Source organism: Flagellimonas zhangzhouensis, assembly GCF_900102925.1.
Classification (GTDB): Bacteria; Bacteroidota; Bacteroidia; order Flavobacteriales; family Flavobacteriaceae; genus Flagellimonas; species Flagellimonas zhangzhouensis.
Genome location: NZ_FNKI01000002.1, coordinates 1384232 through 1397953, shown reverse-complemented (window position 1 = coordinate 1397953; position 13722 = coordinate 1384232). Strand labels below are relative to the sequence as shown.

11 protein-coding genes are annotated in these 13722 nt (G+C 39.3%); 4 read left to right on the top strand and 7 right to left on the bottom strand.

Going from position 1 to position 13722, the window contains the following annotated elements; genetic code table 11:
• Position 1: 1 nt before the first annotated feature.
• Positions 2-499 carry an SRPBCC family protein gene (locus BLQ18_RS13205; protein WP_090297160.1) on the bottom strand — a complete coding sequence of 166 codons (498 nt, stop codon included), beginning with the start codon at positions 497-499 and terminating at the stop codon, positions 2-4.
• A gap of 185 nt (positions 500-684) precedes the next feature.
• Between BLQ18_RS13205 and BLQ18_RS13200 the strand changes: the two genes are divergently transcribed.
• Positions 685-1539 (top strand): DUF2911 domain-containing protein, encoded by an 855-nt coding sequence (locus BLQ18_RS13200; RefSeq protein WP_090297157.1) that lies wholly within the window; start codon positions 685-687, stop codon positions 1537-1539.
• Positions 1540-1588: 49 nt separating this feature from the next.
• On the opposite strand, the gene BLQ18_RS13195 is transcribed toward BLQ18_RS13200, so the two are convergent.
• The 3 genes from BLQ18_RS13195 to BLQ18_RS13185 all read right to left on the bottom strand — a co-directional run bounded on the left by BLQ18_RS13195 (position 1589) and on the right by BLQ18_RS13185 (position 6963).
• Positions 1589-3295, bottom strand: a complete 1707-nt coding sequence (locus BLQ18_RS13195; protein WP_090297154.1) for a sodium:solute symporter family protein — start codon at positions 3293-3295, stop codon at positions 1589-1591.
• A 111-nt stretch (positions 3296-3406) separates the two neighbouring features.
• Complete coding sequence (locus BLQ18_RS13190) at positions 3407-5938, bottom strand: PIG-L family deacetylase (protein ID WP_090297151.1); 2532 nt, start codon at positions 5936-5938, stop codon at positions 3407-3409.
• Between the two features lie 92 nt (positions 5939-6030).
• The gene (locus BLQ18_RS13185) at positions 6031-6963 is read right to left on the bottom strand and encodes a septum formation inhibitor Maf (RefSeq protein WP_245668122.1); all 933 of its coding nucleotides are present in this window, start codon (positions 6961-6963) and stop codon (positions 6031-6033) included.
• A 114-nt stretch (positions 6964-7077) separates the two neighbouring features.
• Between BLQ18_RS13185 and BLQ18_RS13180 the strand changes: the two genes are divergently transcribed.
• Together BLQ18_RS13180 and BLQ18_RS13175 are read left to right on the top strand one after the other, a co-directional pair.
• Positions 7078-8322: a peptidase U32 family protein gene (locus BLQ18_RS13180; RefSeq protein WP_090297620.1), complete on the top strand. Its 1245-nt coding sequence runs from the start codon at positions 7078-7080 to the stop codon at positions 8320-8322.
• Positions 8322-8552, top strand: coding sequence for a ferredoxin (locus BLQ18_RS13175; RefSeq protein WP_090297143.1), 231 nt, complete (start codon positions 8322-8324; stop codon positions 8550-8552). Before BLQ18_RS13180 ends, BLQ18_RS13175 begins: the two co-directional genes overlap by 1 nt.
• Here BLQ18_RS13175 and BLQ18_RS13170 read toward each other — a convergent pair whose 3' ends face one another.
• The 3 genes from BLQ18_RS13170 to BLQ18_RS13160 are packed head-to-tail and all read right to left on the bottom strand — an operon-like array spanning position 8553 to position 10411.
• Positions 8553-9146 carry a Maf family nucleotide pyrophosphatase gene (locus tag BLQ18_RS13170; RefSeq protein ID WP_175443761.1) on the bottom strand — a complete coding sequence of 198 codons (594 nt, stop codon included), beginning with the start codon at positions 9144-9146 and terminating at the stop codon, positions 8553-8555.
• Positions 9139-9666 carry a KdsC family phosphatase gene (locus BLQ18_RS13165; RefSeq protein WP_090297134.1) on the bottom strand — a complete coding sequence of 176 codons (528 nt, stop codon included), beginning with the start codon at positions 9664-9666 and terminating at the stop codon, positions 9139-9141. Before BLQ18_RS13165 ends, BLQ18_RS13170 begins: the two co-directional genes overlap by 8 nt.
• Positions 9650-10411, bottom strand: a complete 762-nt coding sequence (locus tag BLQ18_RS13160; protein ID WP_090297131.1) for a Rossmann-like and DUF2520 domain-containing protein — start codon at positions 10409-10411, stop codon at positions 9650-9652. Before BLQ18_RS13160 ends, BLQ18_RS13165 begins: the two co-directional genes overlap by 17 nt.
• Positions 10412-10544: 133 nt before the next feature.
• Between BLQ18_RS13160 and BLQ18_RS13155 the strand changes: the two genes are divergently transcribed.
• Positions 10545-13721 (top strand): cytochrome c biogenesis protein CcsA, encoded by a 3177-nt coding sequence (locus tag BLQ18_RS13155; RefSeq protein ID WP_090297128.1) that lies wholly within the window; start codon positions 10545-10547, stop codon positions 13719-13721.
• The last annotated feature ends 1 nt before the right edge of the window (position 13722 follow it).

Sequence of the window (13722 nt, the reverse complement as noted above, 5' to 3'; positions counted from 1 at the left end):
ATTATATTTTTGATATACTCAACTGATTTTTTGTACCCGATACTTTCCCGAATAAATCCGCAAGTTTTTGTTCACGGAACTCAAAAATTTTCTGTAATTGTTTTTTAACCAAAATCGGATGAACCAAACGGCCTAAAAATCCAAAGGGTAATTTATAATCAATAATGTCTTCCATTTCCACACCTTCGGGAACTTCTTTTAAAAAGTGTTTATGATGCCATAGCGCATATGGGCCAAAACGCTGTTCGTCCACAAAGTATTCTCCATCTTTTACATGGGTTATTTCGGTGACCCATTTAGTGGATACCATTGGAAAAGGCTTTACTATATATTGGATGACCTGACCTTGAAACATAGGTCGGTCAGCTCCTGCCAAAATATGAAACCCCATATGGGATGGTGTAATTACTGCTAAATTTTTTGGATCAGACAGAAAATCCCATGCTTCCCTTTTGGTAATTGGGAATACTTGTTTCGATTTTAATTGATAGAGTTGCATCAAATTAAGTTTACACAAAGATAAAATTATATTGTTTAATAAAATAAAAAATAAGTTAAACAAAATTGTAAATTTGAAACTGGAACGCTTTTGATTTCATCTCAATCCTTTTAAGGATTTATTAACAAATAGAGGTGGGGTTTATCTTTAGCTTTGTTCCACTAATCACTTAAAAACATTATCATATGAAAAAAGTTGCACTACTATTATTTGTTGGTTTAATGTGTGTTACCCTAAATGCACAGATAGAAACTCCAGCTCCAAGCCCGTTCTCTACTTTGGAACAAAAGGTTGGATTAACGGATGTTACAGTTAAATATTCTAGGCCTTCTATGAGGGGTAGAAAGATTTTTGGTGGACTTGAAACTTATGGAGAAATCTGGAGAACAGGTGCCAATCAAAATACCATTATCACTTTTAGTGATGACGTAGAAGTTGAAGGAAAAAAAATAAGTGCTGGAAGTTATTCCATTTATACCAGACCTAATGAAGCTGTTTGGGAAGTTTTCTTTTACACAGATATAGAAAATTGGGGCAATCCAGCAGAATGGGACGCCTCTAAAGTAGCGGCTACTGTTAAGGTTGAAGCTATGGAAATTCCAATGCCTATTGAGACGTTCACTATTACCATTGACGATTTGCATAACAATGGTGCTACTTTGGGAATTATGTGGGAGAACACTTATGTAGGTGTAAAATTTGTGGTTCCAACCGTAGATAAGGCCATTAAAAGCATTGAAGCTACCATGAATGGTGGAGGAGAGCTAACTGCCAACGATTATTTTGCAGCTGGTTCCTATTATTTTTCTGAAGGTATGAACATGGAGCAAGCAAAAACTTGGGTTGATAAAGCTGTTGAAATGGATGGTGGAAAAGCGTATTGGATGATGCGCACCCAATCTTTGATCTATGCTAAACTTGGGGATAAAGAAGGAGCTATTAAAGCTGCCAAACGTTCTTTGTCTGCGGCTCAAGAAGCTGGCAACCAAGACTATGTTAAATTGAATACAGAGTCATTACAAGAATGGGCTGAGAATTAATCGTTCAGCTTTTCAAAATATAAGAACCCACTTTTTAAGTGGGTTTTTTTTAGCTCTCTACTTTCGAGTTATTGAGGAAATTATCGAATGCCTGTAGCAAACTTGCGAGCAGGATAACCAAAACACATCCAAAGGCATTCAGCCATAAATAAGACATCCAATCCATATACCACCCGACAATTACAATAATCTGGGTAACAATAGCCGCAACAAAAACTGCATTTCCTTTTACAAATTTGAAAAAGAAGGCCAGAAGGAATATTCCAAGTACATTGCCATAGAAAATGGAACCGATAATATTTACCAATTGAATAAGATTGTCAAATAGGTTGGCCACATTGGCTATCCCAATGGCAATAATTCCCCAAAGCAATGTAAAACCTTTGGTTGCCATTAAATAATGCTTTTGATCGAGATCTTTTTTCTGGTTTCTTTTATAAAGGTCCAAAGCGGTAATCGTTCCCAAAGCGTTTAATTCTGATGCTGTTGAAGACATTGCGGCGGAAAGAATAACTGCCAAAAGCAAACCGATAAGTCCTGTGGGGAGATTGTTCAAAATAAAATGGATGAACACATAATCTTTGTCATTGGTTTCCACTTGACCATCTGCTTTAGAAATTAAACTACGGGCCGTTTCACGACTCATGTTTTCCTTTTGGTTGATTCGGATGATATCCTGTTTGGCCTGTTCAATAGCATTATATTCCTTGAGTTCCAAGGCTTCGGAGAAGGCATCTTGTGCCATTCGCTTATCTACTTCAAGTTTTAGGTGCTCAGCCTCAAGGGATTTATAATTTTCTGCATATTCCGATTGCATCACGGCTTCAGTAGCTGCAGGATTAAAATTTAGGGGAGAGGCATTGTATTGATAAAACACAAAAACCATGGCTCCAACCAATAAAATGAAGAACTGCATCGGAATTTTAAAAATTCCATTGAACACCAAGGCCCACTGACTTTCCCGAATCGACTTTCCTGACAGGTAACGTTGTACTTGACTTTGGTCTGTACCGAAGTAGGCGAGTGCCAAAAAGAATCCACCAGTAATACCACTCCAAAAAGTGTATCGGTTGTCTGGGTCTAATGTAAAATCTAGAATATTGAGTTTATTATTGGCACCAGCAACCTTTAGAGCTTTTGCAAAAGAAATATCCGTTGGCAATGCACTGAGAATAAAAAAGAAGGCGAAGAACATACCCAGCATAATGATGAACATTTGCTGCTTTTGCGTAACACTTACAGCCTTGGTTCCTCCAGAAACTGTGTAAATGATTACCATTATTCCGATAATCACGTTCAGGGTTCTTAAATCCCAACCCAAAACCGCAGATAAGATAATGGAAGGTGCATAAATGGTGATTCCTGCTGCCAATCCTCGTTGAACCAAAAACAAGATAGCCGTCAATGTTCTAGTCTTAAGATCAAAACGGCCTTCCAACATTTCATATGCCGTATATACCTTCAGTTTTTTATAAATAGGGATAAAAATGAGGCAGATGACTACCATGGCCAAAGGAAGACCAAAATAGAATTGTACAAAACCCATTCCGTCATGGAAAGCTTGTCCAGGCGTAGATAAAAAGGTGATGGCACTTGCTTGGGTCGCCATTACTGATAGACCGATGGTCCACCATTTTATATTGTCGCCACCACGAACATAATCTTCAACACTATCATTGCCACGGGTTTTCCAAACACCATAGGCCACAATAAATAATAGGGTGCTACCAAGTATAATCCAATCGAGTAATGCCATTCAGGATTTTAGTTGTTTAGTATCATTATGAGGTAAAAAATCAAAATATAAATGGCGTTTAAAAAGAGTACAATGCTATACTCTTTTTTCCATTCGAATTTAGTATCCATGTTATCCTTTGACATTACTTTCTTTTTTTACTTCATCTTTTCCAACGGAAAGCATATTGGCGAACAATTTATAAGCTCCTGAAACTCCGACGGGAAGTTCCCTAAAAAAGCTCAAGCCAGTGTAAATATAATGACCTTCTCCATAAGGTGCCACTAAAAGGCTACCTTGGGTCGGTGATTCTCCTTCGTCGCTCATCTCTAAAATTGGAGTAAAATCTGCACTCCACTCACTTGGGAAATACAGTCCACGTTCTTGTACCCAACCATCAAAGTCTTTTTCCGTGATGGCATTTGGGTAGCTCACCAACGAATTATTTTTGGCCAAGATACGCACATTGGCATTTTCGTCTGTAACTCGATCTCTGGAAAGCGTTAAATCGTAAGGTGCAATATTTTCAAACTGACTGGCCCAACGACCAGCAGTGTTGTATTGCACAATCATGGTTCCCCCTTTTTCTACATAATCAAAAAGGATAGGCTGTTTAAATTTTAAGGCATCCACTACATTATATGCTCTAATTCCGACTACCACCGCGTCATATTTATCCAACGAACCCACTTGTATGTCATTTGGGTCAATAAGATGCACTTGGTAGCCAATCTGTTCCAAACTTTCAGGTACATTGTCACCTGCTCCCATAATGTATGCGATGTGTTCTCCAGATTTCTGAATGTTCATACGAACTACCTTCGCTTCTGAAGGCAGCAAAATGGATTGCTTTGGAATATGGTCGTAATTGATTTCAACAAGCTCTTTGTTATAGGTGTTGTTTCCAATAGTAATTACAGGTGAAATTTTTCCTTCACTGCCTGTTTGAGGTGGTGAAACCTTAAAACTCACACTGATTTCTTCCCCTTTTTGGGCAATAGAAAATGGAATGCTACTTGGGGAAACCAGCCAACCTTCAGGATGGTTCAAAACAACATTTCCAGAAACATCATTTTTACCTGCTCTAATTTTTACTTGCACGTCTTTGGTATCTGCATTGGCGAAAATCAAGACTTTTTCATCAATTTTAGAAGTAGCTTCGGGCAAAATTGCGAAAGGTTCGTACACCTCACCTTTATCGGGTTTGGAATAGCGATAAATAACAGGCTTTTCAATATTGATGGCAACACCATCAACTTCCAAAGCGAAAGTAGCCGTGAAAGCACTTGGCGTTTCAGGTTTACCAATCAATGTTTGGTCATTTACTGTATATGTACCTAAAGTTCCTGGCTCGTTCAACCAATAAGGACTCGTATAATTTGTATTTGCTGGAACCGCAAAACTGATATCGTAATTTAATTTAAGGTTGTTTGCCAATACTTTATTCGGTGTGATTTTTTCAGAAACACCACTAAGCGTTATGGATTTTAAAGTAATAGTATTCGCACTACGGTTGATAGCTTCAAAATTAACTTTTGCCGTGCTTCCGGGCGTAGCTGAAGCTTCAGCGGAACTAGCTTCAATATAAAGCCCTGCACAATTTAAAATTAAGGTTTGAAGCTCCTCCGATTTAAGGGTTCTCCAATGTTCATCCTCCACTTTTTGAAGCAATTGATATGCTTTCACCAATTCAGGAAGATGTTTTTCAGGATTCCTAAAATTGAAATTCTTTTCTACGGCATAAAGAATTTCACCAACTGCTTCACCACCTTTTACGCGAGACCAAGTGGTGTTGATGCCATCAAAAACATCGTTGTTTTTGGGCATATCTCCTTTAAGTAACTCAATGTATTCCATGGAAGACCCTCTATCGGTCAACCTTCCAAAGCCTTGACATAAATGTTGGCTACGCGCCAAAGCGGCAATTTCGTTATTGGATAGGCCTAATTCAGGATAATAAGTGCCCACATCCAAGCTGACCATACCCGATTTATCCACTTTTTCAAACGCTTCTTGACTTCCGTATTGCCACCAAGAAGTATTGTAGAAAATTCGTTTGGGTTGCCAAGGAGTAGTATATTCCAATTGCTCGGCATACACTTCGGGATTGTTCGCAATATCAAAAGCTTCAACACTTAAAACGGCGGAAGAAGTGTGATGGCCATGGGTTGATCCAGGTGTTCTGTGGTCGAAACGATTCACAATTACATCTGGTTTTATTTTGCGAATGGTCCAGACCACATCTGCCAAAACTTTTTCTTTATCCCAAATCTTAAGGGTTTCGTTAGGATGCTTAGAGAAGCCAAAATCGTTGGCTCTGGTAAAACGTTGTTCCCCGCCATCCTTATGTCGGGCAGCCAATAATTCCTCGGTACGCAAAACACCCAAAAGTTCACGGAGTTCGGAACCAATTAAATTTTGCCCACCATCTCCTCGCGTCATGGAAAGGTAGACCGTGCGCGCTTTTTCATGGTTGGACATATACGAAATTAGGCTTGTGTTCTCATCATCGGGATGAGCCGCCACATAAAGTGCCGTACCTAAAAAGTTGAGTTTTTGTAGTTCGTGATAGATCTCAGCAGATGTAGGTTTATCTGGTTTTTGGGCATGAAGTAAGGTTACAGAAAATACAATAGCCGAGAGGGTTACCCATACGTATTTCATTGTTGGTTGTTTAGTGGTTGTTTCAAATATAGCCTGTTTGTGGTCAGTTGGGGAATAATTTAGAAGAGTTTTAACATCGCCTTTAAAAGGTGTTACAAACCTAAACTGTCCCTTAATCCTAAATCCCTATTTTTATTCTGACCCCAATAGGCTGATTTATATGTTTTGATTTTTGTAGCGGTAGTGGTCATTTTTTTCGCATTTGGACCAAATCCGCTGTTAAATTCTTCTGTCCAACTTTCAATGGAAAAGGGAAAGTCAGATGTAAAAGTTATCATCAAATTTCGTTCCAAGTCTGGGTAGGAAATGGAATAGGTTGAAATTCCATTCGAGGTTGTAAGTTCGGCTTTTGCGGAGTATGCTTTCATTTCTTGATGCTTCAAGCGAAGAAATTCCAAAGATGGAATCATTTCTATTTCACCCAAAGGAAGATCGGTTGGATTAATTCGGATTTTGTTCCAGATTTCATTCTCAAGGTTGGACTTTTCCAATGAAAATTCTTGATCAGCCTCTCCCTCAAAATACGAATGGGAAGTGAACTCAAATTGTTCACGATTGTTCAATTGGGAGTACACATGTCCACACCACTCCTGAACCGACAAGCTGGTTTTAATGGCATTTTGATTATCGTAAACAGGATAAAACGTACTGGCCATAATAGAGTAGGGATAAATTCCCGTCACAAACTTTTTGGTGGCATTCAATTTTAAAACTGATATATTTTCAGGGTTGCTTTTATCCGCCTTAACTTGTTTTTCGGGTAAAAAAGGCTCGGTTACATAAATTAAAACTGCTTTGCCATCTCGTATTTCACCATAGCGGGCCTGTTGTAATTCGTAGGAAGTAATTTCAGCTTCACCAGCATACCAATAGGCCTTGAAATCTTCCGATAATGGTTTTTTTGGTGATTTTTCTTTGGAAATAGGCTTTGCTGTTGATTCAGTTTCTTTAGGTTTTGGTGCTTCTTGCTTGCAGCTAAAGGCAAAAACAAGAAACAGACTTAAAAGGAAAAAATAGGGTTTCATAGGAACATTTATCTGATTCATGGGAATTGTCGCGATATCTCAAGATACTTAACTTTTTGCAATGCAAGGAAAAATGTAGTTTTGCAAAATATTTCGGAAGCAAAAACTTTTGACATGCAACAGATTGAGTTGATGGCACCTGCGGGTAATTTTGAATCCTTACAAGCCGCATTGGACAATGGAGCGGATTCGGTGTATTTTGGAGTGGAACAGTTGAACATGAGGGCAAGGGCCACCATGAACTTTACATTGGACGACCTGCCAGAGATTGCCAAACGTTGTAATGAAAAAGGAGTAAGAACCTATCTTACCCTAAACACCATTATTTACGACCACGACCTTTCCATTGTAAAAACCCTGTTGAAGAAAGCCAAAGAGGTTGGATTGACAGCCATTATTGCCATGGATCAAGCGGTAATTGCATCCGCTAGGGAATTGGGTTTGGAAGTGCATATTTCCACTCAAATCAATGTGACGAATATTGAAACGGTAAAGTTTTATGCCATGTTCGCCGATACCATGGTGTTAAGTCGGGAGTTGAGTTTGCGACAAGTGAAGAAAATTACCGAACAAATTGAAAAGGAACAAATTAAAGGCCCATCTGGTCGATTGGTCGAGATTGAGGTGTTCGGTCACGGAGCTTTGTGCATGGCCGTTTCGGGTAAATGTTATATGAGTTTGCATTCCTATAACTCTTCTGCCAACAGAGGTGCCTGTAAACAAAATTGCCGCAAAAAATATACGGTGATTGACCAAGAAACTGGTTTTGAAATGGAACTGGACAATGAGTACATCATGTCGCCCAAAGATTTGTGTACCATTGATTTTCTGGATCAAGTGGCCGATGCGGGAATCAAAGTTTTGAAAATTGAGGGTAGGGGACGTGCTCCAGAATATGTGGCTAAAGTCATCAAATGTTACCGTCAAGCTTTGGATAGTTTGTACGAGGGTAATTACGATAAGGAAAAAGTCATCATTTGGATGCAAGAACTAGAAAAAGTCTACAATCGTGGTTTTTGGAGTGGCTATTATTTAGGACAAAAATTAGGCGAGTGGAGTAAAATTCCTGGTTCTTCGGCTTCCCAAAAGAAAGTGTATATTGGCAAAGGAGCTCACTTTTTTCCAAAAACCAATATCGGGGAGTTTATTATTGAAGCTTATGATATTTCCATTGGAGACACCATTTTGGTAACAGGACCAACTACGGGAGCCAAAGAAATGAAAATAACCCAAATGTTGGTGAACGATGCCAAACTTTCTACCGCTAAAAAAGGCGATTCTGTGACAATTCCTTTGGATTTTAGGATTCGACTTTCAGACAAATTGTACAAGATCGTTGAAAATAAGGTAGAAGCGTAATGGTGGTGGTTACGCTGCAACGCGATAAATGTATTGGGTGTAATTATTGTGTGGAAATGGCCCCCGAACAATTTGCCATGTCCAAAAAGGATGGGAAATCCGTTTTGTTGCATTCCAAGGACAAGAAAGGATTTTACACCATCAAATCTCATGACGAGGGTATTTTTGATACCTGCGAACAAGCCTCAAAAGCCTGTCCAGTAAAAATCATTTCTGTAAAAAGAACTTAACTATAGTTCCATCAAGGTTTCATAGACCAAATGGGTGGGTAGACCAACCACATTAGTGTACGACCCTTGAATTTCGGAGATACCAATCATCCCGATCCATTCTTGAATGCCGTATGCACCAGCCTTATCAAAAGGTTGGCAAGTGTCAATATAAAAGTTGATTTCTTCATCAGTAAACTCCTTGAGCTTCACTTTGGTGATGCTACTCACTGTTTTTTGAAAGTCTTTTGTGGTAAAACAAACGGAAGAAATCACCTCATGCCAATCCCCAGAAAGGATACGGAGCATTTCAAAAGCCTCTGTTTTATCAGCAGCTTTAGCCAAAGAGGCATTTTTGTGCCAAACCACTGTGTCCGAAGTAATCACAATTTGGTCAGGTTCCAATTGTTTTTTAAAAGGAGTGGCCTTTAATTCGGCTAAATATTCAGAAATTTCCTGACCTTGTAAATGTTCGGGATAAACTTCTTCAACAGATTTTGGGTCGATAATAAAATCGAGACCCAATTCTTCCAAGAACATTTTACGTCGTGGTGAACCAGACGCCAAAATAATTTGTTTGCCCTTAAGTTTTTCTTTCAGTGGATTTTTAGTCATTCTTGGCGCTAAAATTATCGTTCCAATCTCCACGAACTTTTAAAACCTGCTCAATGATGTCCCGAACGCAGCCATCACCTCCATTTTTATGGGAAACGTAATCACATATCGTCTTTACTTCTGGAATAGCATTTTGGGGTGCTGTGGCCAAAGCCACCATTTTCATAGGTGGAATATCAGGCATATCGTCACCCATATAAACCACTTGTCTTGGGTCAATATTGTAAATGTCCAAATATTCCTTTAAAGGCTCTTCTTTGTGGTGGGAGCCCATATAAAAATCAGTAACTCCAAGTCCTTTTAAGCGCTCTTTTACCCCCTCGTTGGTACCACCCGTGATGATACAAACATTATAGCCTTTTTGAATGGCAGTTTTAAGGGCGTAACCATCTTTTACACTCATTTTTCGAAGCAATTCACCCTCGGAAGTAATTAACACCATTCCGTCTGTAAAAACACCGTCCACATCAAAAACAAAGGTGGTGATATCGCTTAAAAGTTCTTTATAATTCTTTTTCATAGGCTTGTTTTATGGCTTCGCTCAATAATTTATAGATGGCAATGTGTTTTTCATTCTTTAAAAGTTCCAAATGACTTGCCATACTTTTTTCATCGTTTCGTCTTGCTGGTCCTGTTTGTGCCTCTTTGGGAGAGAGGGTTTGCACTTTTTCGGCAGTTTCCATAATCAAGGGTTGCAACAAATCAAAAGGTAGGCCCTCTTCCAAACAAATTTCTTCACCAACCCCATACAGGTAATTGGTAAAGTTGTTTACAAAAACGGCTGCAAGATGCAATTTTTTTCGCTGTTCAGAATCAATTTCATGGACCTTTTCTGAAATGGTTTCCGCTAGAATCCGCAATGTTTCCAAGGATTGAGGTGCATCAGCCTCAATACAAATGGGAATAGTTGAAAAATCGACAGCTTTACCTTTGGTAAAGGTCTGCAGTGGATAAAAAACACCACGGTTTTCAGGCTCAATGGCACTCATTTCCACAACACCAGACGTATGCACAACAATTCCTTTTTTATCTTTTAAATAGCTAGAAACTTCTGCAATGGCATCATCTTTCACCGCAATCACATAAACATCAGCATCTAAAATTGAATAGAAATCATCGGAAGTTGTGGTTTGGGTGGCAAAGTCTTTCAAACTTTCTTGATTTCGACCCACAAGCTGAACTACTTGGACCTTTCCCGATTTGGAAAATGCCCCGAACACATGTTTGGCGAGGTTGCCAGTACCCAAAATTACTACGTTGAGCATACCCAAAACTACAAATTTAGAGGCGATGCATCATACAGGAAATTAACAAATCTCATTCATTTTTATAGTTTCTAAAAACCAGTAAGTTGTAAAAAGGCCGTATTTTTGCCAGCCGAAAGCAGACCGAATTTCCATGATCGATATTCTTAAAAAGACCCTTTTTTCCACAAGACTTATGGCCGTTCTTTTTTTGGTTTTTGCGGCAGCAATGGCCATTGGAACTTTTGTGGAGAGTTATTACAGTACCGAAACCGCAAGAATTTACATTTATAATGCCACTTGGTTCGAGGCCATTATGGTCTTTTTTGTGATCAATTTTATCGGGAATATTTTCAGATATCGACTGCTCGAATGGAAAAAATGGGCAGTGCTTATTCTTCACGTATCTTGGATTCTGATCATCATAGGAGCTTTTGTGACCCGATACATCAGTTACGAGGGCATGATGCCCATTCGTGAGGGTGCTACAGAGAAAGTATTCTATTCCGATAAAACCTATTTGACGGCCTACATTGATGGCGATATCGGAGGCGAAACCAAAAGACGAATCCTTGAAGATGATATTTTGGTGACTCCCGAGGGTAAACGCTCGAGCTTACCATGGAAATCTGATTTTAATGGGCAACCTTTTACCATTTCTTTTGTGGATTTTATCCGTGGAGCTGAAAAAGGTTTAATTCCTGATGAAAATGGGCAAGAATACTTGCAAATTGTAGAAGCAGGGAATGGGCAACGCCACGAGCATTATCTGGAAAATGGAAAAATAGCCAGCATTCACAATGTGCTTTTTGCATTGAATAATGAAACCGATGGGGCCGTCAACATTTATTATGATGCTGAGAACGGATTTCGCATCCAGTCACCATTTGATGGAAATTTTATGCGCATGGCCGACCAATTTCAAGGCACGGTTGCCAGTGATAGCATTCAAACTTTACAATTACGCTCCTTGTACACCATGGCTGGAATGCAATTTGTGATTCCAGAGCCCATTGTCAAAGGAAAATACGGCATTGTAAAAGTGCCTGAAGAAGAAATTACTAAAGTAACCCAAGATGCCCTTGTGGTTGCCATTGAAGCCAATGGTGAATCTCAAGAAGTAAAATTATTGGGAGCCAAAGGAACCACCAATTTCTCAGATAAAATAAGTGTTGGAGGATTGGATTTTACCCTGAGCTACGGTTCAAAAGTCTACGAACTTCCATTTTCAATCGAACTGAACGACTTTATCGCGGAAAAATATCCTGGCACTGAAGCGGGTTATGCCTCATTTATGAGCAAGGTGACCGTGCACGATGAGCGTCCGTTTGATTACGATATTTATATGAACCATGTTCTGGACAATAAGGGATATCGTTTTTTTCAATCCAGTTTTGATCCAGATGAAAAGGGCACAGTACTATCTGTAAACCATGATGTTTGGGGTACTTGGATAACCTACATTGGATATTTCTTGCTGTATATAGGCTTGATGGGCATTATGTTCTTTGGCGATACGCGATTTAAAGATTTACAACAGATGTTGGAGAAAATCAAGGCAAAAAAAGCTGCTTTGACAATTGCTTTACTATTGTTGACTTTTACTGGAGTTCAAGCACAAGAAACTACAGACGAACATGACGGACACTCCAGCATGCCTACGCAAGCTCAGATTGATTCAGTTATTTCGGCTACAACCGTTTCCACAGAGCATGCTGAAAAATTTGGAGCCTTGGTCATCCAAGATAGTGAGGGCCGAATGAAGCCAATCCATACTTTTTCTTCTGAATTATTGAGAAAGTTAAGCGGAAAGGATAAGTATAAGGACATGACTGCCAATCAGGTTTTCCTTTCCATGATGCTGAACCCAGGCGTTTGGTATACCGTGGATTTGATTGAGGTGGGGAAATGGCAAAATGATAGCATTCGAAAAGTAATAGGAGTTCCCTCAGGAACGAAGTATGTAAAAGCGACTGACTTTTTTACTGACAAAGGGGCGTACAAATTACGATCTTATCTGGAAAAGGCCACCTCCACAACCAATCCCTCCAATTTTGAAAAGGACATTAAGAAAGTGGGAGAAAGGTTGAGCTTGTTGGATATTGCATTGAGCGGAAATATGGTAAAAATATTCCCTTTGTTGAACGATGAGAACAACAAATGGATTTCAGCCGTAGAATTTCGCGGTGGAGAATATCAAGTTCAGGATTCGTTGTATTCCAATTTTATCAGGAATGCAATGCCCTATTATTTGAATTCCCTGCAACAATCCATCGCTTCTGGCGATTACTCACAACCTGATAAATTGATTGAGGCGTTCACTCAGAACCAAAAAAATCATGGAGAAGAGGTTTTGCCCTCAGAAAATAAGATAAAGACAGAGATTATTTATAATAAGTTGGACTTGTTCAACCGTTTGTATAAATACTACGCCATGGTTGGGGTACTCTTGTTCTTTGTGTTGATTGCCAAGATTTTTAAAGAAAGAAAGTTCTTGGATGCTTTTGCCTATTTATTAAAAGGAACCATTATCCTATTCTTTGTTTGGCATACAATAGGTTTGGTGTTGCGATGGTATATTTCGGGCCATGCACCTTGGAGTGATGCCTATGAAAGTATTCTATATGTAGGATGGGCGACCATGGGAATCGGTTTGGCCTTGGGACGAAAAAGTGAACTCACTATTGCTGCCAGTGCCTTTGTTACTTCTATGTTGTTGTGGATCGCACACCAAAGTTGGGTAGACCCTGCCATTGGTAATTTGGTGCCCGTTTTGGACAGCTATTGGTTAATGATTCACGTAGCGGTTATTGTGGGTAGTTATGGGCCTTTAACAGTTGGGATGATCTTGGGTGTGGTCTCGTTACTTTTGATGGTAATGACCACTGAAAAGAACAAAAAGCGAATGGATCTTAATATTAAGGAATTAACCGTGATTAACGAATTGTCCTTAACAGCTGGTTTGGTAATGCTGACCATTGGAAACTTTTTAGGAGGACAATGGGCCAATGAGAGCTGGGGACGTTACTGGGGATGGGATCCAAAAGAAACTTGGGCCTTAATTTCCATTATGGTTTACGCCTTTGTGTTGCACATGCGATTGGTGCCAGGACTTCGAGGAAAATGGACCTATAACTTTGCCAGTATCGTAGCTTTTGCAAGTATTATGATGACATATTTTGGGGTGAACTTTTATTTGGTTGGACTGCACAGTTATGCAAGTGGGGACCAAGTAATAACCCCAAGCTTTGTATGGTATACAATACTTGGGGTCTTTATTTTAGGAGGCATAAGCTTCTGGCGTTATAAAGTGCATTACGCCAAAAAGTAGA

Coding starts and splice junctions, on each gene's coding strand:
- BLQ18_RS13165 (WP_090297134.1), bottom strand. CDS start 9,666: ATGAAAAAGAATTATAAAGAACTTTTAAGCGATATCACCACCTTTGTT.
- BLQ18_RS13200 (WP_090297157.1), top strand. CDS start 685: ATGAAAAAAGTTGCACTACTATTATTTGTTGGTTTAATGTGTGTTACC.
- BLQ18_RS13170 (WP_175443761.1), bottom strand. CDS start 9,146: ATGACTAAAAATCCACTGAAAGAAAAACTTAAGGGCAAACAAATTATT.
- BLQ18_RS13195 (WP_090297154.1), bottom strand. CDS start 3,295: ATGGCATTACTCGATTGGATTATACTTGGTAGCACCCTATTATTTATT.
- BLQ18_RS13175 (WP_090297143.1), top strand. CDS start 8,322: ATGGTGGTGGTTACGCTGCAACGCGATAAATGTATTGGGTGTAATTAT.
- BLQ18_RS13190 (WP_090297151.1), bottom strand. CDS start 5,938: ATGAAATACGTATGGGTAACCCTCTCGGCTATTGTATTTTCTGTAACC.
- BLQ18_RS13180 (WP_090297620.1), top strand. CDS start 7,078: ATGCAACAGATTGAGTTGATGGCACCTGCGGGTAATTTTGAATCCTTA.
- BLQ18_RS13185 (WP_245668122.1), bottom strand. CDS start 6,963: ATGAAACCCTATTTTTTCCTTTTAAGTCTGTTTCTTGTTTTTGCCTTT.
- BLQ18_RS13155 (WP_090297128.1), top strand. CDS start 10,545: ATGATCGATATTCTTAAAAAGACCCTTTTTTCCACAAGACTTATGGCC.
- BLQ18_RS13205 (WP_090297160.1), bottom strand. CDS start 499: ATGCAACTCTATCAATTAAAATCGAAACAAGTATTCCCAATTACCAAA.
- BLQ18_RS13160 (WP_090297131.1), bottom strand. CDS start 10,411: ATGCTCAACGTAGTAATTTTGGGTACTGGCAACCTCGCCAAACATGTG.